This is a genomic window from Croceibacterium sp. TMG7-5b_MA50, assembly GCF_039830145.1.
GTDB lineage: Bacteria > Pseudomonadota > Alphaproteobacteria > Sphingomonadales > Sphingomonadaceae > Croceibacterium.
The window spans coordinates 2813947-2835124 of the sequence record NZ_CP156082.1; the positions used below are offsets into that span (position 1 = coordinate 2813947).

Sequence of the window (21178 nt, forward strand, 5' to 3'; positions counted from 1 at the left end):
GGTCGGACCGGCGCCCTTGTCGTGTCAGTCGATCAGGAAATCGTCGTCCGTTACGCTGGGTACCAGCCGCGCCATGGTGTCGAGCAGCGTGGCCATGGCGACTGGCTTCACAATCACCTCATCCGCCCCTGCCGCCAGGCAGCGGTCGCGCAGGTCCGGGGCCATGTCCGCGGTGATGACCACCACTGGCGCCGCCTGGTTGGGGCCGGGCTGGTCGCGCAGCTTCCGAATGGCGGTGATGCCGTCCATGCCCGGCATGCGCAGGTCCATCAGCACCATGTCATACGGCGTGGCGGCCAGCATGCGCAGCCCGGTCTCCGCCTCCTCCGCTTCTTCCATGGCGGTGTCGACGACGCGCAGCATGTCACGCACGACACGGCGGTTCATGGCGTCGTCCTCGACAAACAAGACCAGCATTCATTGCACTCCATCGACCTTGCCGGGACGGTAGGCGACCAAGGTAAACAGGCTGTTGACCGTCACGCGACGGCGGCCAGCGGATGGGCGAAACTGTCTCTCAGCGCACCAAGCACGCGGGTGGCGGGCACCGGCTTCGCCAGCACGGTGGCGGCAGGCATGGTGGCGAAGGCCGGCAGATCGCCCTCGCCCGCCAGCACGATCGCCGGCACTCCCGATTCGGCCAGCGCCGCCAGCAGCGCCGGGGTGCAGCCGGCGCCGTCGGCCAGCAGCCCGTCCAGCAGGCCGTCGGCCAGCGAGTCTAGGGCAGCCGCGGCATCGTCCAGCGGCACTGCCGCCGCACAATGGGCGCGCAGCAATCCGGCGAGTTTCAGGCGCCGGGCGCCATCGGGATCGACGATGCCGATGCGTGCATCGGCAAGGCTGGCCGGCACGACGCGCGGTGCCGCCGCGACTTCGCGCAGCGGCAGTTGCAGGGTGAAGGTGCTGCCGATCCCCGGTGTGCTCGCCAGCGTGATCGCACCGCCCAGCGCCTCGGCCAGATTGCGGCTGATGGCGAGGCCCAGGCCCGTGCCGCTGAACTGGCGGGTCATGGCGCTGTCCACCTGGTGGAACGCCTCGAACACCGCGGCCTGGTCTTCCGGCGCAATGCCGATGCCGGTGTCCGACACCGAGAGGATCAGGGTGCCGGCGCTGCGGTCCGTCGCGGCCACCAGCCGTACCTCTCCGCTTGCGGTGAACTTGATCGCGTTGGACAGGAGGTTGTGCAAGATCTGCCGCACGCGCGCGCCATCGGTCTCGATCGCGCCGGCCGGCAGGTCCAGTTCGGCCACCAGCCGCAGGCCCTTGGCCGCGGCGCGCGCGCGCCACAGGGCCAGCGCATCGTCCACGATCGGGCTTAGGCGGGTGGGCGCGGGCTCCACCGTGATCTCCCCCGCCTCCATCTTGGCGAGGTCGAGGATGTCGTCGACCAGCACGCGCATGGTTTCGCCCGCGCCATGCACCAGTTGTACCTGCTCGCGCGTCTCGCCCGCCACGTCCGGGCGCGTCAGCATGACCTGCGTCATGCCCAGGATGCCGTTCAGCGGGGTGCGGATCTCGTGGCTGGTCATGGCCAGGAAATCGGTCTTGGCGCGCAGCGCGCGTTCCAGGTCGGTGTTGACGCGGGTCAGCACAGTGTTCGCGCTGCGCACCTGGTTGCGGCTGCGGCGGATCGACAGGGTGGTCCAGCCCATCAGGCCCAGCAGCACGGCGGCGCCCGCGCCCAGCAACGCGAAGATGGTCGTGCGGAAGGTGCCGCGCTGGCGTTCCAGCTGCACGTCGCGCTGCAACTGATCCTCGCGCAACTGGGCGATGCGCAGGTTCTGGTTGGCGAAGTCGAACTGCGCGGCCATCAGCTGCGAGCTGGCGGTGGCGGTCAGTTGCCGCGCCTCGCTGTCGATGCGGTTGAACGCGGCCAGGTGGTCATAGGCGCGCTGCACCTGCCCTTGCCGGTGGTAGATGCGTGCCGCCAGCTCGTGGAACTCGCGCGCGGTCATGTCGGTGCGGGAAAGGTCCCGGCCGGCAAAGGCCCGGTCCAGCAGCTCGACCGCGCCGGCATCGTTGCCGCGCGCCGCGGCGATCTTGGCCAGAACGCCGAACAGGGTCCAGCGCCATTCGGCGGCATCCGGCGTCTGGCTCAGCGTCAGGGCGCGATGGATGTTGCGGGTTGCATGGCTCAGCTTGCCGCCATCCACCTGCACCAGCGCCAGATTGCCCAGGATGCGCGCCTCCAGCAAGGGGCTGCCCAGCTTGCGCGCATCGGTCAGGGCGGCGGCGAACTCCCGTTCCGCCTCCTGCCAGCGGCCCAGTGTGCGCAACGCCTCCCCATTGTTGTTGTGCGCCGCCAGCGTCACCGCCGGGTCGTCGTCATACAGGTCCAGCGCCTGCGAGTTGTAGCGCAGCACCCGGCTGTAATCGCCGCCTTCGCCATACAGCTGAGCGATGTCCATCAGGGCAATGGCTTGGCTGCGCGGCTCGCCTGCGATGCGGAACACGTCATGCGCGGCCAGAAGGTCGGCCAACGCCGCCTGCACCTGCCCCTTGATGCTGGAGAGGGAGCCTCGCGCCCGCAGCAGGTCGCCCATCAGCTTGGTGCGCGGGGCATGCGCCTCGGCCAGTGCCAGTGCCTCATCGACCTCGCTCTGCGCCTCGGTCATGCGGTTGAGGCCGATCAGCGCCTCCGTCCGCAGCCACAGGGCCGTCGCCCGCGCGATGGCGCCCTGTGATCCGGGAAGAGCGGCGGCACGGACCAGCGCCCGGTCCGCCGCCGCCAGCGCCGTTCGCGGGTCGGCCATCATCGCCGCCTTGGCATCGGTGATCGCCCGGTCGAAGGCGGTGGCGGCGGCGGAGGTCGCCGCCGCGGAGCCCTGAGCCGGCACTGCCTGCACGGGTGCGGCGAGCAGGAGCAGGGCGGGCAGGAACAGGCGCGTGCTGGTCATCGCGCCATCATGGAGGCGGGGCGGTTAAGCCTTGGCAAAGGCTCGCCGCCCCGCACCGATCAGAAGCCGAGGCGGAGATTGCCGCCCACGGTCCATGATGCCCGGTCCACCTGCACTGCCCCCAGTTCCGCGCTGGTGAACAGGCTTGCGGCCCCGCGTCCGTCAGCGACCTCGGCGCCATACAGCGCCTCCGCTACCAGCCGGCGCTGTTCGGGTGCACCGATCCGGGCATCGCGCGCAACCAGGCCGATCTCGCCCGTCTGGCGGTCGATCACCTCCCGCTGACGGTACTGGAACGTGCCGTCCTCAGTCGTCAGCGGCTGAGCCAGTGACAGGCGCAGCCGGTCACTGCCGCCCAACAGGGCCTGCTTGGCGATGCCGAGCTGGAAGGCGGTGCTGCGGGTGTTCGACAATTGCAGCGCCGCATCACGCCCGCTGGTGCTGTTCGCCACTGTGCCGCTGGCGAACAAGCTGAACCCCGCCGCGAGAGCCGCATCGGCTGCCAGCGTCACGCCGGTGCTGGTGGCGCCGCGGCCGAAATCGCCGGGATTGACGGAACGAACGCCCAGAAAAGCGCCATCTTCCTGCAGCCGAGTGGCGGATGCGGACAAGGCGATCGCCTGCGCCGGCCGCCAGGTGAGCTTGGCCTGCGTGGCCATCGCACGGTAGTCGCCCATGCGTTCCAGCAGAACGGTGTCCGCCGGATCGAAGAACGCCCCTGCCAGGTCCTGCTCGATCGCGCGGTCCTGCCGCGTCACGCCGACTTGCAGGTCCACCCCGCGCATCAGCCGCACAGTGCTGGCGACATGCGCGCCGCCGCTGGCGAAGCCGAGCAGCGGGTTCGCGCCGCCGGTCTGCGGATTGAAGTCGCCCGTCATCTGCAGGCCGGCCGTGCCGCCCAGCAGCAACGCGCCGTCACCATGACCGAAGCCGACGGAGAAGGCGCTGTCGGGCGCGGTCAGTTCCATGCTGGTGCGCAATTGCAGACGGTCGATGCCCTGCGATCCCGGCACCTGCTGCTGCCGGCCGCGCATGGTGAGCGTCCAGCCATCAGCCAGCGGCGCGGTCGTCCCCGGCATGCTGTCGGTCAGCGCCGCGATGTGCCGGTTGCTGGCGCCGCCGCCAATCCATCCGATCATCCGGTGATAGACGAATTCCTGGAATGAACGACCGGCCAGGCTGGCGTTGAACAGGCGGTTCGTCAGCGGGATCAGGAAGTCACGCTCCGCGCTGTCGACCTTTTCGAAAGCGGTGAAGTAGGCGTCGCGTGCCGTCCAGGATGCCTGTACGCCATTGCGGCGCAGCGTGACGGCGGCAACCTCCTGCGTCTGGAAACCGTTGACGAGGTAGTATTTCAGGGTGCTGAAATCGAGCGGCGCCTGCGACGCCTCGATATCCAGCAGGCCATGGCCGTAGACCGGATCGACGCCCGGCGCGCCCAGGTCCTGTGCGCTTTCCAGGATGATCTTGGCCGTGGCGCGTGGTGCGTTCTTCAGCCAGGGCCAGCGATCATGCAGCAGCGCGATCGCACCCGATACCAGCGGTGCGGCGAAGGAGGTGCCGGACATGCGGGTGACGCCGCCGTGGCCGTCGGACACCAGGATCAGTTCGCCCGGCGCCACCAGGAAGCGGTTCATCAGAAGGCCGCTTTCCTTCAGGTAGTCCGCCTTCTCGAACGTACCGCGTCCGCGTGCCCAGACGGCGGTGTTCTTGCAGATGCCGCCATCGGTCAGGCACGCGGTGCCGGGAGTGTTGCTGAAGGGGGAGATCACGCCACCCGGCCCGACCGAACCGACCACCAGGAAGGTGGAATCGAGCGCGCCGTTCATTTCGATATTGGTCGGCTGAGCGACGCCGTCATTGCCGGCGGCGATGACGTAGGTGACCTTGTCCTTGTGGCTGTCGATCGACGAATGGCGGAACACGCCCCGCCATTCACCCGGCAGCACCTGTCCGCTGACGCCCAGCGACAGGTTGACGACGCTGGCCCCGGCACGGACGACCGCCTCGACCCCCGTGCGGACATCGGTCCAACTCGCGGTCATGGTGTGGTCGAACGGGTTGTAGGCGGCAATGCGCGCATCGGGCGCGATGCCCATCACGCCATGCCCGTCATGCGATGCGACCATCAAGCTGCCGACGGCGGTGCCATGCGGGTTGGCGACATCCTCGTACCCGCCGTCATACACCACCTTGGATGCGACATCGCTGTCCGCCGCGGCGAAGAAGTCGACCAGGCCGATCGTGGTATTGCGCCCGCCGCCCTGCACCTGCGTCAGCGCCGGACGCCAGTTGACCGCGTTCATCCAATGATCCGCGCTGTCGAGGCCGGAGAACAGCAGCAGATTGTCATGCCAGTCGAGCAGCATCAGCTGCCGTTCGACCGGTTCCAGCGTGGCGAGCGATTGCGGGTCCGCGGGATCGAGACCCCATTTGGTCCAGAACGCATCGGCGAAGCCGCCCGCGAAGGACTGGCCCGTCTTCGCGGTGACACGATCCCCCCAGATGCCGGCGGCGTCCTGCTGCATCTGTTGCAGCAGGCTGGCGACCGCCGCGTAGTCGCCGCTGGTGCCGGCCCCGGCCCAGGCCTGCAGAGTGGCGGTGCTGTGCGGGAAGAACTGGTCGCTGAACGCCCGGATATAGCCGGTCTGCGGCGACAGATCGCCGCCTTCCGGCGTCAGCGTGCCCCAGAACGCGCGGATGTAGCCGGTGTAGGGGTCCAAATCGCCGCCGAATGCGCGAATGTAGCCGGTATGCGGATCGACACCGCCCGCAAAGGCGCGGATGTAGCCGGTATAAGGCGTGATGTCCCCGTCGAACGCACGGATATAGCCGGTGTGCGGATCGAGAGCCCCCTCGAACGCGCGGATATAGCCGGTCTGCGGATCGACCGAATGGAAGGCGCGGATATAGCCAGTCATCGGCCGGATCGGCCCGGTCATCGCGGCGGCATTCGTGTCGCTGCTCTGCGCTGCCGCCGGACTGCCCGCTGCCAGCGGCAGCATCATCATGCCGGCCGTCGCCAGCAGCCCTACCCTGTTGAACCGTGTGCGCACCCGTGCCCTCCTGTTGCATGACCCGACTCGGCTGCGGGACATGGGATGATCATGGGCGGGCGCCGGTATGCGGCGGGCAAAGGATCGGGGTTAACGGCGGGTTACCTCAGCCCTGCGTGCTTCCACCCCGTACCAGCCGGACCGTGCCTGCCGGCGCGCGTCGCGCCGGGCGTTCCTCGCCCCGCGTGCGCAGGAAGGCGATCAGGTCGGGCAAGGGCACGGGCCGCGATATGTGGTAGCCCTGCAGCGCGTCGCAGCCCATCACCTGCAGCAGCGACTGGCACATGGCGTCCTCCACCCCCTCCGCGGTGACGGTCATGTCCATGGCATGGGCAAGGTCGATGGAGGCGCGCACGATCAACGGGTCGCGGTTGCTGCTTGTCAGCTGGCTGACGAACATCTTGTCGATCTTCAGTTCGTTGACGGGCAGCCGCTTCAGATAGGCGAGGCTGGACAGCCCCGATCCGAAATCGTCGATCGCCACCGGGATCTGCGCGGCGGCGAGCGCCGCCAGCGTCTCGATCGCAGCCTCCGGATCCTCGATCACGCTGGTTTCGGTGATCTCGATCCCGACCCGTGGGGGCGTCCCGGCGATCAGCCGCATCACCTCCGTCATGAAGGCCTGATCCGCTAGCAGCGGACCGGACATGTTGACGAACACCGTCAACGGCTGGCCCGCCGCCTCCAGCACGGCAAGGTCGCGCAGCACCTGGCGGATGACCCACAGCGTCACGTCGCGGATCATGCCGGTGCGTTCGGCCAGCGTGATCATGCGCAGCGTGTTGACCGCGCCGAACCGGGGGGAGACCCAGCGCAGCAGCGCCTCCGCCGACAGGTGCAGGCCGGTGCGGCAGTCCAGCTTCGGCTGGTAGACCAGCGTCAGCTCGTTACCGGCCAGTGCCCCCGGCAGGGCGCGCAGTAGAGCGAGGTCGTCGAGTTGCACCGGAATGGGCAGTGCGGGATCGACATGGCGGATGCGCCCGCTGCCGGCGTCGTCACCCGACAGGGTGGCGATTACCGCATCGAACAGCTCGTCCGTGATGGCGGCCTGCCCGGTCGGGATCGCGGCGAAAGCGACGGTGCCGGTCAGCTGGAAACTGACGCCGCCGATCTCCAGCCGGCGTTCCAGCAGTGTAAGGCATCCCGCCAGATCGTTGCGCGCGGCGGCGGCGTCGGCTGCGCGGAAGGTGAATTCGATGGTGTCATGCCCGATCCGGCCGACCGATCCCGCCTGCATCGCCGCCAGGATGCGGTCGGCGGCGCGAACCAGGATGCGGTTGGCGATCTCGAACCCGACCGTGCGACGGGCTGCGATGAACCGTTCAAAGCTCATCACGGCGAAGTACCGGGTGCGCCGGTCGGCATCGTGCCGGGTGCGGGGGGCCGATCTGCGCGTCATGTCCGCCATCGTGCGGCGGCAATGGTAAAGGGCGGGTTGACGCGGTGCCCTGCGCCTTTGCGCATCGGCGGGGCGCGGCTATGCGCACCGGCAGCGTGCTGGCGATCCTGTTCATCATCCTGCCGATCTTCGGGCTGATCGCTGCGGGCTGGGCGCTGCGACGGGTCGGCGTCTTCGGCGCGGGTACCACGGCCGAACTCAATCGCTTCGTCATCTGGCTGGCCCTGCCGGCGCTGATGTTCGACATCGTGGCGACCGCGCGGTGGGCGGATATCTGGCAGCCGGGCTATATCGGCGCGTTCAGCGGCGGGATCGCCGTGATCTTCTGCGCCACGATACTGGTCGGCCGCGCGCTGCGCCGGTCCCTGCCCGATGCGGTGGTGGACGGACTGAACGCCGGTTACTCCAACACCGCCTATGTCGGCTTCCCCCTGGCGGCAGCGGCGCTCGGGCCGGGGTCGCGCACGGGGGTGCTGATCGCCTGCATCCTGACCATGACCATCCTGTTCGCGATCTCCCTGGCGCTGGTGGAGTTGGGCCTGCACGGCCGCGGCGCAGGAGGCGGGATCGGCGCCATCGCGCAGCGGGTCGGCACGCGGCTGGTGCGCAGTCCGCTGGTAGTGGCGCCCGCAATCGGGGCGCTGGTGCTGGCGAGTGGTCTCGGCCTGCCGGCGCCGCTGCATGCCTTTGCCAGCCTGCTGGGCGCCGCGGCCAGCCCGTGTGCGCTGGTGGCGCTGGGGCTGTTCCTGGGGGAGCAGCGGCGCGAAGGGGAGCAGGCGCTGCCGACGGTGGCGGCGCTCACGGCGCTGAAGCTGATCGGCCAGCCGCTCGTCACCTGGGTGCTGGCGGTGCAGGTCTTCGCGCTGGATGCGCGTACGACGACGCTGGCGGTGCTGATCGCGGCATTGCCGACGGGCACCGGCGCGTGGATGGTCAGCGCCATCTATACCCGCGATCCGGCGGTGACGGCGAGGGTGCTGCTGGCGACCACAATCGGTTCGGTACTGACGCTGACGGTGCTGCTGAGCGTCATCTAGGCCCCTGGGCCAGCCGGAAGTTTACACTAAGTTGACACCTCCCGCGATCGCTCCTGCCGGCGACGGCGCTGCATCGGCAGATGGTTCACCGAACCGCTTGGGCGTAATTGGGCGGTGTAGGAAAGCGGTTTGTCACCCCCCGCTGGCACCGCTGCCCAGCATCGACAGGCCGAAGCCGATCGCGGCGATGCTGGCGGCAAAGGCGATCAGCATCAGCAGCCCGTCGCGCACCAGCATGGCGAGGCCGAAGGCGGCGATCGCCGCCATCGGCGCCGTGGTGGCGAGGGGGATAAGCTCCAGCGGGGGGATGGTGAAGGTGAGGCCGATGATCACCAGCGCCGCGATCTTCTGGAACAGGGGGCTGGTCAGCATCGGCAGGCGGCCGTGAAACCAGCGGTCGAGCCAGCGGGCGAGACCGCCCAGCTTGTCCGCCGCCTTCCTGACCTTTTCCGCCTTGGCGGAGCGGTTGGTGATGAAGCCGGGCAGCCACAGATGCTTGCGCCCCAGCAGCAGTTGCACCGCCGTGATGACGATCATCACCGCCAGCAGCGTGGGGAGGGTGGGGATGGAGCCGATCGGGCTGATGTCGATCAATGCCGGGATCAGCAGGAACGGGCCGAAGCTGCGCTGGCCCATGGCCTGCACCACGTCGCCGATGCTGACCTTGTCCTGCCGGTCGGCCAGTTCCTTCAGCCGGGCGAGGATATCTTCCACATTGTGGACCTCGCCGCCCTGTTCATCCTGTTCAGCCATTTCGGCAGAATGGCCAGCCCTGCGGAAGGTTTCAGCAGCAGCGCCCGCCGCCCTTGCCGCCGTAGCGGGCCTGCTGCCGGTCGCGGAAGAAGGCGGTGCGATCCATCACCGGCGCGCCCGGATGGTGCTGCGCCATGTGCCGGCAATAGGTGTCGTAATCGGGCAGCCCGACCATCGCGCGTGCCGTGCGCGCCAGCGTGGACCAGAGCGCGCTCACGCGGCGACGCCCGCGGCGTCGAGCGCGCGGTCTTCCGCCGTGATGGGTGCGGACGCGCCGCCGATCTCCTGCGTGGTCGGCCTTGCCGCCACCCGCGCAGCCAGTATGGTGCGGATCGTGAAGCCGGCCAGTGCCAGCACGATCAGCAGGAACAGGCCGACCAGCGCCGCATCGATCCGGTCGTTCAGCACGATCGCGCGCATTGCATCCATGTCGCGCGCCGGGGCCAGCACCTGCCCCCGGTCGATCGCATCGGAGAAGCGGGCGGCGTGGGACAGGAAGCCGATTGCCGGATCAGCGCTGAACAGCTTCAGCCACCCGGCCGACAATGTGCAGACCAGCAGCCAGACGGTCGGCACGGCAGTGACCCATGCGAAGCGGTCACGCTTCATCCGGAACAGCACCGCGGTGCCCAGCATCAGGGCAATGGCCGCGAGCATCTGGTTGGAGATGCCGAACACCGGCCACAGCGTGTTGACCCCGCCCAGCGGGTCGGTGACGCCCTGGTACAGGAAATACCCCCATGCAGCGACGCACAGCGCGGTGCACAGGATGCCCGCCACCTGCCCACGCTCCGCCACGAAGCGCGGGGCGGCGAGCGCCAGCAGGTCCTGCAGCATGAAGCGGCCGGCGCGGGTGCCGGCATCCACCGCGGTCAGGATGAACAACGCCTCGAACAGGATGGCGAAGTGGTACCAGAACGCCTTCATCGCCGGCCCGCCGACGACGTGGCTGAAGATCTCCGCCATGGCGACCGCCAGCGTCGGCGCGCCGCCGGCACGGCTGATGATCGTCGCCTCGCCCACCTCCTGCGCGGGGCGGGCGATGGCGGTGGCATCGATGGGGAAGCCCATCGCCGTGACCGCCGCCGCCGCGCTGATCGGATCGCTGCCGATCAGCGCAGTCGGGCTGTTCATGGTGAAGTAGATGCCGGGGTCGAGGATGGAGGCGCCGACCAGCGCCATGATCGCCACGAACGCCTCGGCCAGCATCGCGCCATAGCCGATCAGCGGCGCGTCCGTTTCCGCCGCGATCAGTTTAGGCGTGGTGCCGCTGGCGATCAGCGCGTGGAACCCGCTGACCGCGCCGCAGGCGATGGTGATGAACAGGAACGGGAACAACGCGCCTGACCAGACCGGCCCGCCGCCCGCGATGAAGCGGGTCAGCGGGGGCATCTGCAATGGCGGCGCCATGATGACGATGCCGATCGCCAGCGCCACGATCGCGCCGATCTTCAGGAAGGTGGACAGGTAATCACGCGGGGCCAGCAGCAGCCACACCGGCAGCACGGACGCGACCGCGCCATAGCCGATCAGCACGAAGCACAGCGCCTGCGGGCTGAAGGTGAAGGCCGGACCCCAGGTGGAGCTGGCGGCGACCTGTTCGCCATAGACGATCGCCAGCAGCAGGCCGACCAGGCCGATCAGCGACACCTCGCCCACCCGGCCCGGCCGGATCCAGCGGGTGTAGATGCCCATGCCGATCGCCAGCGGCACGGTGGCGGCGACGGTGAACAGGCCCCACGGACTTTCGGCGAGCGCCCGCACCACGATCAGCGCCAGCACCGCCAGGATGATGACCATGATCATGAAGGCGCCGACCAGCGCCAGCGTACCGGCGGTCTGCCCCATCTCCATCCGCACCAGTTCGCCCAGGCTGCGCCCGTCGCGCCGCATGGAAAGGAACAGGACGATGAAATCCTGCACCGCGCCGGCGAAGATCACCCCGAAGATGATCCACAGCGTGCCGGGCAGGTAGCCCATCTGCGCCGCCAGCACCGGCCCGACCAGCGGCCCCGCGCCCGCGATCGCGGCGAAATGGTGGCCGAACAGCACGGTGCGGTCCGTCGCCACATAATCGAGGCCATCCGCCCGCCGGATCGCCGGGGTCGGCCGCGCGCCGTCCAGCCGCATGACGTGCCGGGCGATGAACAGCGCATAATAGCGATAGGCGACGATGAAGCAGCCGAGAGCGGCGGTGACCACCCACAGCGCGTTGACCGGCTCCCCCCGCGACAGCGCGACCTGCGCCAGCGCGGCGAGGCCGACGGTGCCGATGGCGATCCAGGGCAGATGGCGCAGCATGGTCGTGTCTCCCGGTTTGCTCCCGCACATAGCCTTTGCAGATGGGCGGGCGGGGGCCAACCGGCAAAATCGCGTGGCGTCCGGCCCGTTGTCACGCCCCGTGCGTTGATGAGGTCACAGCAAGGGTCGATTATTGCAAGCTTTCCTCCACTCCATCGGCACCGCGGTGCCGCCCCATGATGTCCACGAGGCGTTTCTCGGCTGGGCGCGCCGGCAGCTCGCCGGCCGCCGGGAGGCCGCGTTGTTCGACCGGATGGCGGGGCGCGCCGGGATCGACCGGCGCTGGTCCGTGCTGCCCGATACCTCCTTCGATGCCGACGCCGACGGCTTCTACCGCGCGGACGAATGGCCCGGCACGGCCGCACGCATGGCGGTGTATGCCGAAGAGACGCCCGACCTTGCCTGCGCGGCAATCGCCCGCTTGGGGGAGCAGGTGCCGCTCACCGGCATCACCCATGTCGTGCTGGCGAGCTGCACCGGCTTCGTCGCGCCCGGCATCGACCAGATCATCGCCCGCCGGCTGGGTCTTGCCCCATCGGTGGAGCGGCTGCTGGTCGGCTTCATGGGCTGCTACGCCGCGGTGGCCGCGCTGCGCAGCGCGCGGCACATCGTCCGGTCGGAGCCGGCGGCGCGCGTGCTGGTGGTGACGGTGGAATTGTGCACGCTGCACCTGCAGGACACGGCGGAGCTGGAGCCGGTTCTGGCCATGCTGCAGTTCGGCGACGGCGCGGCCGCCGCGCTGGTGACGGGGGAAGCCGGGGAAATGTCAAAGGGCGGCCTGCTGCTTGACCGGCCGTTCTCCACCACGCTGGCTGACAGTCACGAGCTGATCCGCTGGGACATCACCGATCAGGGCTTCGCCATGCACCTGTCGGGCGCGGTGCCGAACCGCATCGCCGGCGCCCTGGCGGAGGAGGCGTTCGCCAGGGCGTTGGGCTGCGACCCACACGGAGTGGATGGCTGGGCCGTGCATGCCGGGGGCCGCTCCATCCTGGACGCGGTGGAGCGGGCGCTGACGCTGGACGGGCATGCGCTCGACCATTCGCGCGCCGTGCTGGCGGACAATGGCAACATGTCGTCGGCCACGCTGATGTTCGTGCTGCAGCGCTTGCTGGCGGGCCCGCCGGTGGCCAACGGTGTGGCGCTGGCCTTCGGGCCGGGGCTGGCGGCGGAGGGGCTGACCTTCCGCAGCGCGCCATGACCCTCGCCGTCCGGTCCACCCAGCCGGAGCTGATGGATGCGGACGACCTGCCGGCCGATACCTACGTGGCGGTGATGCGCGATCTGGCGCGGGTGAACACGGTCACGCTGGCGGCGCGGCCCACCTCGCGCTTCCTAGATAGGGCGGCACGTGGGCGAGGGAGTTTGCGCATCCTCGACGTCGGCTTCGGCGATGGCGACATGCTGCGCCGGATCGAAGGCTGGGCGCGGCGTCGCGGCATTGGCGTTGAACTGACAGGCGTGGACCTGAACCCGCGCAGCGAGGCGGCGGCGCGCGCGCATACGCCGGCGGGATCGCGCATCCGCTGGGTCACGGGCGACTATGCCGATCTGGCGGGGCAGAGGTGGGACGTGATCCTGTCCAGCCTGGTGGCGCACCACATGACTGATGAGGAGCTGATCGCCTTCCTCCGCTTCATGGAGCGGGAGGCCGCCATCGGCTGGTTCGTGAACGACCTGCTGCGGCACCGCTTCGCCAAGCGCGGCTACCCCCTGCTGGCGCGGATCGCGGGATGGCACCCGATCGTGCGGCATGACGGGCAGGTGTCGATCGCCCGCTCCTTCCGCCCCGCCGAATGGCAGCCGCTGTTGGCGGCGGCCGGCGTCACCGACGCACGGGTGCAGCGCGCCTTCCCCTTCCGACTATGCGTCGCACGCCTGCGCTGATCGTGGGCGGCGGGCCGGCCGGGGCCAGCCTGGCGCTGCGGCTGGCGCGGGCGGGGGCGCCGCACCTGCTGCTGGAGCGGAGCCGTGAGACGGGCGACGCGCTGTGCGGCGGGTTCCTCAGCTGGCGCACGCTAGCGATGCTGGACCGGCTGGGCATCGCGGCGGACGCGCTGAACCCGCAGCCCGTTACCCATGTGCGCCTATTCGCAGGCGGACGCATGGCGGAGGCGGCGCTGCCGCAGCCGGGGCGCGGCGTGTCACGCCGCCATCTCGACACGCTGCTGCTGCACGCGGCGGAGCAGGCCGGCGCGGGGGTGGAGCGTGGGATTACCGTGCGCGCGATCGACGGCCTCACCGCGCGGCTAGGCGACGGGGCGGAGCTGGCGGCGGATGCCCTGTTCCTCGCCAGCGGAAAGCATGATGTGCGCGGGGCGATGCGGCCGGAGGCGGCGCGCGGCGGCGATCCCACGCTGGGCCTGCGCGTCCGGCTTGAGGCCGCGCCCGCCATGCAGCGCAGCGTCGGCGCGGCGGTGGAGCTGCATCTGTTCGACCGCGGCTATGCCGGGCTCGTGGTGCAGGAGGATGGGACGGGCAATCTGTGCCTCGCGGTCCATCGTTCCCGCCTGACCGAGGCGGGCGGGGCGGACGGGTTGCTTGGCGCATGGGCCATGGAGAGCGCGCCCTTTGCCGAACGGCTGGCCTGGCGCATGGCGGGCGTGCCGGATGCGGTCGCCAACGTCCCGTATGGCTGGCGAGCGACCCGGACCGGACCCGGCCTGTTCCGGTTGGGCGATCAGGCTGCCGTGATCCCGTCGCTGGCGGGGGAGGGCATGGCCATAGCCATCGCCAGCGCGGAGGCGGCGGCGAGTGCCTACACCGGCGGCGGACCGGCGGCGGCGATCCGCCACCAGCAGGACTTCGCCCGCCGTGCGCACCGACCCGTGGGGGTGGCGCGCACGGCGTGGCAGGTGGCCGAGCGGCCGGCAGCCGCGCGGATCGGCGTCACGCTGGCGCGTGGCTTCCCCGCCTTGCTGCCGCTGATCGCACGGCTGACGCGGATCTGATCGCTCAGGCGATCTGCGGCAGGCGGTCCAGGTACTTGTCCAGTGTCAGCGGATATTCGCGCACGCGGATGCCGGTCGCGTTGTAGATCGCATTGGCGATCGCCGCGCCGGGGCCGCAGATGCCCAGTTCGCCCACGCCCTTCGCCTTCAGCGGGGTCGCCACCGCATCCGCCGTGTCGAGGAACACGACCTCCTGCTGCGGGATGTCGAGGTGCACCGGCACCTCGTACCCGGCGAGGTCGTGATTGACGAAGAAGCCGAAGCGGGTGTCCACCGCCAGCTCCTCCATAAGTGCGCCGCCCGCCGCCATCACCATGGCGCCGATCACCTGGCTGCGCGCCGACATGGGGTTGAGGATGCGCCCCGCATCGCACACCGCCAGCATCCGCCGGATGCGGGTGACGCCGGTGAAGGCATCCACCGCGACCTCCGCGAAGTGGGCGGCATAGGTGCCGATGTCGTAGTCCTGCTGGAACTTGCCGAAGGTGATGCCGTCTTCCGCCACCTGCGTACCGGCGTCGGTCAGCGCCCAGCTGCGGTCGCCCGCGCTGATCCGCCCGCCGGCGAAGGTGGCGCCGTCGGCGGCGAAGCCCAGCCTCTCGCCGATCTTCTGCCGCAGCGCCACGCAGGCGGCATAGACGCCCGCGGTGGAGGAGGCCGCACCCCATTGCCCACCCGATCCGGCGGCGGCGGGGAAGGCGGAATCGCCCAGCCGGACACTCACCCGGTCGAGCGGCACGCCCATGGTTTCCGCCGCGGTCTGGGCGATGATGGTGTAACTGCCGGTGCCGATATCGGTCATGTCGGTCTTGACCACCAGCGATCCGTCCGCCTGCAGCCGCACGCGCGCGGCGGATTTCTGCGTCGGGGCTCCACGATAGCCGGCGGCGACACCCATGCCCACCAGCCAGCGCCCGTCACGGTTCGCCGCCGGCGTGGCGTTGCGCCGCGACCAGCCGAACCGCTCCGCCCCATGGGTCAGGCAGCGGGAGAGATTGCGATCGGAATAGCGCTTGCCCGGGGAACCGGGCACCTCGCCGGTCGGCTCGTTGGCGAGACGCAGGGCAATCGGGTCCATGCCGGCCGCCTCCGCCAGCTCGTCCATCGCGACCTCCAGCGCCAGGTGGCCGACCGCCTCCCCCGGTGCGCGCATGGCGTTGCCTTCGGGCAGGTCCAGATGGGCCACGCGGCTGGCGATCAGGCGGTTGGCGCCGGCATACAGCACGGGGGTCTGGGCCGTCCCGTCCTCGCCCGACTGGCCGTCGAGATTGCCGGACCAGCATTCATGGCCGATCGCGGTGATCTTCCCGTCGCGCCCCGCGCCCAGCCGGATACGCTGGATGGTGGCGTGGCGGTGCGCGGTGTTGTTGGCGATCAGCGGGCGTTGCAGGGCGATCTTCACCGGGCGCCGCGCCTGCTTTGCGGCCAGGGCGGCGCAGACCGCATCGGCGCGCACGAACAGCTTCGAACCGAAGCCGCCGCCGATATAGGGCGAATCCAGCCGGATGTTCGCCTCCGGCATGTCCAGGATTTTGGCCATGGAGCGCTTGGACCAGGCGATCATCTGGTTGGACGTCCACAGGGTCAGCCTGTCGCCGTCCCACGCCGCGATGGTCGCATGCGGTTCCATCATCGCATGGCTTTCGTCGGGTGTGGTGTAGGTGGCATCCACCTTCACCGGCGCGGCGGCGAACGCACCGGCGAAGTCGCCGATCAGCTTCGGCGTTTGCTGGCTCTGCGGATCGCCGCCATCGCCCGCGCCGTCATCCTGCTCGTTCCCGTCAGCCGACGGGGCGACCCGGGCGAGGTCGAAGGCGCCGGACGCACGTTCATAGTCGGTGCGGATCAGCGCGGCGGCGGCGCGCGCCTGCTCGAACGTCTCGGCCACGACGACTGCGATCGCCTGGTGATAATGGGCGATGTCCCGCCCGCCGAACAGCGGGGCGACATTGCCCTGACCCTTGCCCACCGGCGCCACGTCGGGCGCAGCGACCACCGCGACCACGCCGGGCGCCCGCCGCGCCGCCGCGACGTCCATCGACGCGATCCGGCCCTTGGCGATGGCGGAGCCGACGATGTAGCCATAGGCCTGGTTGGCGACGGCATCGTGCCGTTCGTAGGCGTAGGGCGCCATGCCGGCGGTCTTCAGCGGCCCGTCGATGCGCGGGGTCGACTTGCCCAAAACAGTGGCATTGTCGAACAGGTTTGCCCCTGCGGGCTGGTTGAAGTCCATGGTCATCCCTTGGCGTCGGCCAGCACGCCCGCCAGCGTGCGGGTGGCGAGCGGAACCTTGAAAGCGTTGTGTTCGGTCGGGCGCGCATCGGCGAAGACGCGGGCCGTGACGGCGGCGGCGCCTTGCGGCATGGCGGCCTCTGCCGCCTCCACCCGCCACGGCTTGTGCGCGACGCCGCCGAAGGCGACGCGGCCAGTGCCGTCGGGCTGCACCACCGCCGCCACGGACACCAGCGCGAAGGCGTAGGACGCGCGATCGCGCACCTTGTGGTAGAAGTGCTGCCCGCCCAGCGGCCGGGGCAGGGTGACGGCGGTGATCAGTTCGCCGTGGACCAGCACATTGTCCTTCTCCGGCTCGTCACCGGGCAGGCGGTGGAACTCGCCGAAGGGGATGGTGCGGGTCTGCCCATCAGGCTGCACCGTCTCCACCGTGGCGTCCAGCACCCGCAAGGCGATGGCCATGTCGCCGGGATAGGTGGCGATGCACTTGTCGCTGGTGCCGACAACGGCGAGCTGGCGCGAATACCCCTCCAGCGCGGCGCAACCGCTGCCGGGGTTGCGCTTGTTGCAGGGCAGGTTGGGGTCGTAGAAATACGGGCAACGGGTCCGTTGCAGCAGGTTGCCGGCGGTGGTCGCCTTGTTGCGCAACTGTCCGCTGGCGCCGGCCACGATCGCGCGGGTCAGCACGCCATAGTCGCGCCGCACCCGCTCGTCCGCTGCAAGGGCGGTGTTGCTGACGAGCGCGCCGATGCGCAGCCCGCCCTCCTCCGTCGCCTCGATGGTGGAGAGCCCTTCGATATCCTGCACGTCCACCAGATGGGTCGGCCGCTCGATCTCCAGCTTCATCAGGTCGAGCAGGTTGGTCCCGCCGGCCAGGAACTTGGCGCCCGGCTTCCCGGCCACGGCGGAGGCGGCCTCCGCCGGGGTGGCCACGCGTTCGTAGGTAAAGGCGCGCATGTCAGACTCCCGCCACTTCGGTCATGGCATCGACGATGTTGCTGTAGGCGCCGCAGCGACAGATATTTCCGCTCATCCGCTCGCGGATCTCCTCCGCGTTCATGGCCGGCCGCCCAGTGATGTCGCCCTGCACATGGCTGGGGATGCCGGCGCGGATCTCCTCCAGCACGGCCACGGCGGAGCAGATCTGGCCGGGCGTGCAATAGCCACACTGATAGCCGTCATGCTTCACGAACGCCGCCTGCATCGGGTGCAGGTCGTCGGGCGTGCCGAGTCCTTCGATCGTCGTGACCTCGTCCCCGGTGTGCTGGACGGCGAGCGACAGGCAGGAATTGATGCGCTGCCCGTTCACCATCACCGTGCAGGCGCCGCACTGGCCATGGTCGCAGCCCTTCTTAGTGCCGGTCAGCTGGAGATGTTCGCGTAGCGCATCGAGCAGCGTGACGCGCGTATCCAGCTCCAGCTCCGCCGGCTTGCCGTTGACGGTGAAACGCACCGGTATCTTCGGCGGATCGCCGGCGGGCGCGCCGCCGTCCTGCGCCTGCACACTGGGCGCCTGCGTCAGCGCCACGGCGGCGCCGCTGCCCGCCAGCACCGTGCGGCGAGTGACCTCGAAATTGCCTGGACCAGTCATTGAACCCTCTGTCGCACCGGGTCGCGCGACGGCGACCCTCATCATCGGTTATGATGGAAAACGGTCGAGAACGGAAATGATCCATTCTCAACGAATGGATGAGCAATCCGCAGGTGTTCGGGCGGTCAGCGCAGGATCATGCCGTCGGACCTGCCCCATACTCGTCGATCGCCCCGTCGCCGCGCACTTCCACCCGGTCCAGCAGCACGCCGGGGTCCTGCGCGATGATCTCCACCCGGTGCTCGCCGGCGGGCAGGCGGGGCAGGGGGATGGCGCGCACGGCGGTGTTGGACAGGACGTTGGCCTTCCATTCCTCGCTGCGGCCATGAGTGGCGAAGTCCAGCATCGCGGCCGCCCCGCCATCGATCGAGACGGCGATGCGCACCCGGTCGCGCCCGGTCAGCATGTGGGCGGGAAGGGCCACGATCCGCAGTTCCGCATCCTGCTCCGCCTGCGTGGCGAAGCGGTAGGTAAGCGAGGCGCGGGCCCGGCCGGCGAGGTCGAGCCGGCTGCGCAGCGCGGTTCCATGGCTGCCGAGGCCGGGGACCGGCTCCCAATCCGGGCTGCGCACGCTCGCGGCGGGCAGGCTGATGATGCCGTTGATGGCCGGCGCGGGCTCCGCGGGCAGCAGGGTCGGGCTCAGCGGCATCTGCCGGTCGCCGCAGGTGATCGTGCCGCCGGTCACGGCATCGCTGCCATCGTAGGCGAGCGTGATCCGCGCCCGGTAGCCATTACCCTCGTCAAGTCGGCCGCCGGTGGTGGAGGCGGCAAGGCCGGCAGGCGTGGACAGCGTCCAGTCCGCCGCGCCGCCGCCGGTATACAGCGTGAACGCGCGAGTTGCCGGCCGTCCGTCAACGAAGGCGAGGTCGGTCATCTCCAGCCCGCAAGCCGTGCCCTGCGGCAGTGTGTAGCCAGGCCAGGCGGGTACCTGGAACACCGGTAGGCGGCGCGGGGCGGCGTCCATCATGCCGGCCCACTTGCCATTGCCCAGCGCATTGTAGGCGGCGGTATCCTCCGCGATGCGGTCCTGCGCCGCGCGGGCCTGCCGCGCCAGCGCATTCATGTCCGCGCGGGGCACGCCGGCATGGCGGCTGGCGACGCCGCCGGGGTCGGTCAGCGGCACCGGCGCCCGCTGCGCGCCCGCATGGACCGACGCAAGGTCCAGCTTCAGGATTCGTTCGTTGAGGCTCGCCGCCCCGCGCACGGGGTAGAGCACCAGCTGGAAGAAGGCGTCCTGCCGATCCGCCGGCAGCGTGGCGCCCAGTGCCTCCGCCCGTGCGACCAGCGCGGCGTAGGCATCCAGCCGCCGCTCCGCCTCAGGCCCGCCGGTGCGGACATAGGCACTGGGCTGGTTGGGCCGGGTCGGTTCCGTCTGGCCCCAGCCCATGAATTCGGGCCGACGTTCCCAGGCAAGGTCGTACCAGTCGCTCATGATCGCCGCGACCTCTGCCCCGACCTCCGCGCCGAACTGGCGGGTCGCCCAGCCGCGCAGGTGCTCCGCCGGGGTTTGGGCGAGACCGTCCGCGTCGAAGGCGAGGTCGAGGAAATACTGCGTCAGGTACTCGCCCGGCTTGATGTCGCCGACATTGGCGATCCAGATGCGTCGCGCGCCCGTTTCCCACGCCCGCTGCAATTGTTCGCGCACCAGCGCCGGGTGCGTGCTCGCCAGCCACAGGTAATCGTGCGGTCGGCCCCAGTATGACAGGTGGTAGTAGATGCCGTGACCGCCGCCCCGCCGCCGCTCGTCGACGTCGGGCAGTTGGTGGAGGTAGCCGTAATTGTCGTCCGGCCACACCAGCGTGACATCCTCCGGCACCTCCAGCCCGGCATTGTAGGTGTCGAGCACCTCCTTGTAGAGGGTCAGCGCCTGCGGCACCTCGCCCGCCGGGCGCTGCTGCACCCCGGCCAGCAGGTCGCGCTGCGCGGCGATCACCGCCGCGGTGGCGTCGCGCGCCTGTTCGGGGGTACTCGCCCCCTCCATCCCGCTGTCGTGCTTGCCGCGCAGGCCGATGCTGGTGATCGTCTCCAGCCCTTGCGCCTCGACCGCGCGTTCCTGCCAGTAGCGGAGCAGCGCGTCGCGGTTGGTGAACCAGTTGAACGGTCCACGCTCCGCCTCCTCCCATTCCCGCACATTGTTGCGGTGCATGGGTTCGGCGTGGGAGGTGCCGAGCACGATGGCATGGTCGCGCGCCGCGTCGGCATTGCCGGGCACCTGCCAGAACGGCCGGGTACTGTCGTGCATCGCCGGCCAGATGGTGTTCGCCTTCAGCCGCCACAGCAATTCGAAGATGCGGCTGTAGGTCTTGGGGCCGATGTCCCCCACCTCCGGCTCGTGCGTCCTCGCGGCCCATGGTTGCAGGCCCCAATCCTCGTCATTCAGGAACACGCCGCGATAGCGCACCGATGGTTCGGCGGAGCGGACGGGTCCTGCATCCACCGCCAGCCGGCTGGTGCGACGCGGCGTCACGTCGGCCCACCATTCCCACGCGGACACGCCCAGTTCGCGCGTCAGGTCGATCACGCCCCACACCGCGCCGCGTGTGTCCGATCCGGCCAGCAGCAGGATCCGTCGACCGGCACTGTCGGTGATGGCGGCGCGGCGATATTGCTCCCACCCGCCGGCAAGATCGGCGGTGTCGGCGGCGAACGGCGCCAGCAATGCGGCATCGTGCCGGCCGACCACGATGCAGGTGACGGTGCAGCGGGCAAGATCGGTGGCGATGGCGGGAGCCGCCCCGGTCAGGGCCGTCAGATCGCGTGCCAGCAGTTCGGCGGCGAGGCGCATGGCGGGATCGTCCGCATGGACGATGACCGGCGCTGCGCCGCCATCGAACAGCACCATCTCCGCCGCGCCCGCCGGTGCGGCCATGGCCAGGGCAGCCGGCAGCACCAGCCATCGCATGCGCCCGTCCAGCAATCCCGTTCTCCCGTATCCGCTCACGTCCCGGCCCTTGTGCGGGA

General features: G+C 70.0%; 15 protein-coding genes. 4 read left to right on the forward strand and 11 right to left on the reverse strand.

Going from position 1 to position 21178, the window contains the following annotated elements; translation table 11 throughout:
- Positions 1 to 24: 24 nt before the first annotated feature.
- From V5740_RS13020 to V5740_RS13035, 4 genes are all read right to left on the reverse strand, one after another.
- Entirely contained in the window at positions 25 to 417 is a 393-nt protein-coding gene (locus V5740_RS13020; protein WP_347302899.1) for a response regulator, read from the reverse strand.
- Between the two features lie 62 nt (positions 418 to 479).
- Entirely contained in the window at positions 480 to 2897 is a 2418-nt protein-coding gene (locus tag V5740_RS13025; protein WP_347302900.1) for an ATP-binding protein, read from the reverse strand.
- A 59-nt stretch (positions 2898 to 2956) separates the two neighbouring features.
- A complete protein-coding gene (locus V5740_RS13030) occupies positions 2957 to 5953 on the reverse strand; it encodes a S8 family serine peptidase (protein WP_347302901.1) in 2997 nt (998 codons plus the stop codon).
- Between the two features lie 106 nt (positions 5954 to 6059).
- Positions 6060 to 7352: an EAL domain-containing protein gene (locus V5740_RS13035; RefSeq protein ID WP_347302902.1), complete on the reverse strand. Its 1293-nt coding sequence runs from the start codon at positions 7350 to 7352 to the stop codon at positions 6060 to 6062.
- A gap of 80 nt (positions 7353 to 7432) precedes the next feature.
- Between V5740_RS13035 and V5740_RS13040 the strand changes: the two genes are divergently transcribed.
- Positions 7433 to 8389 carry an AEC family transporter gene (locus V5740_RS13040; protein ID WP_347302903.1) on the forward strand — a complete coding sequence of 319 codons (957 nt, stop codon included), beginning with the start codon at positions 7433 to 7435 and terminating at the stop codon, positions 8387 to 8389.
- Between the two features lie 132 nt (positions 8390 to 8521).
- Here V5740_RS13040 and V5740_RS13045 read toward each other — a convergent pair whose 3' ends face one another.
- The 3 genes from V5740_RS13045 to V5740_RS13055 are packed head-to-tail and all read right to left on the reverse strand — an operon-like array spanning position 8522 to position 11443.
- Positions 8522 to 9142 (reverse strand): exopolysaccharide biosynthesis protein, encoded by a 621-nt coding sequence (locus V5740_RS13045; RefSeq protein WP_347302904.1) that lies wholly within the window; start codon positions 9140 to 9142, stop codon positions 8522 to 8524.
- A 31-nt stretch (positions 9143 to 9173) separates the two neighbouring features.
- The gene (locus V5740_RS13050; protein ID WP_347302905.1) at positions 9174 to 9359 is read right to left on the reverse strand and encodes a CstA-like transporter-associated (seleno)protein; all 186 of its coding nucleotides are present in this window, start codon (positions 9357 to 9359) and stop codon (positions 9174 to 9176) included.
- Positions 9356 to 11443: a carbon starvation CstA family protein gene (locus V5740_RS13055; RefSeq protein WP_347302906.1), complete on the reverse strand. Its 2088-nt coding sequence runs from the start codon at positions 11441 to 11443 to the stop codon at positions 9356 to 9358. The genes V5740_RS13050 and V5740_RS13055 overlap by 4 nt, the downstream gene beginning before the upstream one ends.
- A gap of 133 nt (positions 11444 to 11576) precedes the next feature.
- Between V5740_RS13055 and V5740_RS13060 the strand changes: the two genes are divergently transcribed.
- From V5740_RS13060 to V5740_RS13070, 3 genes are read left to right on the forward strand one after another with little or no spacing between them, the layout of a single operon-like run.
- Positions 11577 to 12644, forward strand: a complete 1068-nt coding sequence (locus tag V5740_RS13060) for a type III polyketide synthase (RefSeq protein WP_347302907.1) — start codon at positions 11577 to 11579, stop codon at positions 12642 to 12644.
- Positions 12641 to 13330 (forward strand): methyltransferase domain-containing protein, encoded by a 690-nt coding sequence (locus V5740_RS13065; RefSeq protein ID WP_347302908.1) that lies wholly within the window; start codon positions 12641 to 12643, stop codon positions 13328 to 13330. The genes V5740_RS13060 and V5740_RS13065 overlap by 4 nt, the downstream gene beginning before the upstream one ends.
- Positions 13309 to 14394 carry an FAD-dependent monooxygenase gene (locus V5740_RS13070; protein ID WP_347302909.1) on the forward strand — a complete coding sequence of 362 codons (1086 nt, stop codon included), beginning with the start codon at positions 13309 to 13311 and terminating at the stop codon, positions 14392 to 14394. The genes V5740_RS13065 and V5740_RS13070 overlap by 22 nt, the downstream gene beginning before the upstream one ends.
- A 4-nt stretch (positions 14395 to 14398) precedes the next feature.
- On the opposite strand, the gene paoC is transcribed toward V5740_RS13070, so the two are convergent.
- From paoC to V5740_RS13090, 4 genes are all read right to left on the reverse strand, one after another.
- Positions 14399 to 16627: an aldehyde oxidoreductase molybdenum-binding subunit PaoC gene (gene paoC, locus V5740_RS13075; RefSeq protein ID WP_347302910.1), complete on the reverse strand. Its 2229-nt coding sequence runs from the start codon at positions 16625 to 16627 to the stop codon at positions 14399 to 14401.
- Positions 16628 to 16629: 2 nt separating this feature from the next.
- Positions 16630 to 17583 (reverse strand): xanthine dehydrogenase family protein subunit M, encoded by a 954-nt coding sequence (locus V5740_RS13080; protein WP_347302911.1) that lies wholly within the window; start codon positions 17581 to 17583, stop codon positions 16630 to 16632.
- Position 17584: 1 nt separating this feature from the next.
- Positions 17585 to 18217, reverse strand: coding sequence for an aldehyde dehydrogenase iron-sulfur subunit PaoA (gene paoA / locus V5740_RS13085; RefSeq protein WP_347302912.1), 633 nt, complete (start codon positions 18215 to 18217; stop codon positions 17585 to 17587).
- A 136-nt stretch (positions 18218 to 18353) separates the two neighbouring features.
- Positions 18354 to 21119, reverse strand: coding sequence for a glycosyl hydrolase 115 family protein (locus tag V5740_RS13090; RefSeq protein ID WP_347302913.1), 2766 nt, complete (start codon positions 21117 to 21119; stop codon positions 18354 to 18356).
- Positions 21120 to 21178: the final 59 nt, after the last annotated feature.

Bases quoted from the DNA above. Each gene is read 5' to 3' on its own strand.
- paoC (WP_347302910.1), bottom strand. From the start codon at position 16,627: ATGGACTTCAACCAGCCCGCAGGGGCAAACCTGTTCGACAATGCCACT.
- V5740_RS13035 (WP_347302902.1), bottom strand. From the start codon at position 7,352: ATGACGCGCAGATCGGCCCCCCGCACCCGGCACGATGCCGACCGGCGC.
- V5740_RS13055 (WP_347302906.1), bottom strand. From the start codon at position 11,443: ATGCTGCGCCATCTGCCCTGGATCGCCATCGGCACCGTCGGCCTCGCC.
- V5740_RS13040 (WP_347302903.1), top strand. From the start codon at position 7,433: ATGCGCACCGGCAGCGTGCTGGCGATCCTGTTCATCATCCTGCCGATC.
- paoA (WP_347302912.1), bottom strand. From the start codon at position 18,217: ATGACTGGTCCAGGCAATTTCGAGGTCACTCGCCGCACGGTGCTGGCG.
- V5740_RS13090 (WP_347302913.1), bottom strand. From the start codon at position 21,119: ATGCGATGGCTGGTGCTGCCGGCTGCCCTGGCCATGGCCGCACCGGCG.
- V5740_RS13080 (WP_347302911.1), bottom strand. From the start codon at position 17,583: ATGCGCGCCTTTACCTACGAACGCGTGGCCACCCCGGCGGAGGCCGCC.
- V5740_RS13070 (WP_347302909.1), top strand. From the start codon at position 13,309: ATGCGTCGCACGCCTGCGCTGATCGTGGGCGGCGGGCCGGCCGGGGCC.
- V5740_RS13045 (WP_347302904.1), bottom strand. From the start codon at position 9,142: ATGGCTGAACAGGATGAACAGGGCGGCGAGGTCCACAATGTGGAAGAT.
- V5740_RS13025 (WP_347302900.1), bottom strand. From the start codon at position 2,897: ATGACCAGCACGCGCCTGTTCCTGCCCGCCCTGCTCCTGCTCGCCGCA.
- V5740_RS13065 (WP_347302908.1), top strand. From the start codon at position 12,641: ATGACCCTCGCCGTCCGGTCCACCCAGCCGGAGCTGATGGATGCGGAC.
- V5740_RS13020 (WP_347302899.1), bottom strand. From the start codon at position 417: ATGCTGGTCTTGTTTGTCGAGGACGACGCCATGAACCGCCGTGTCGTG.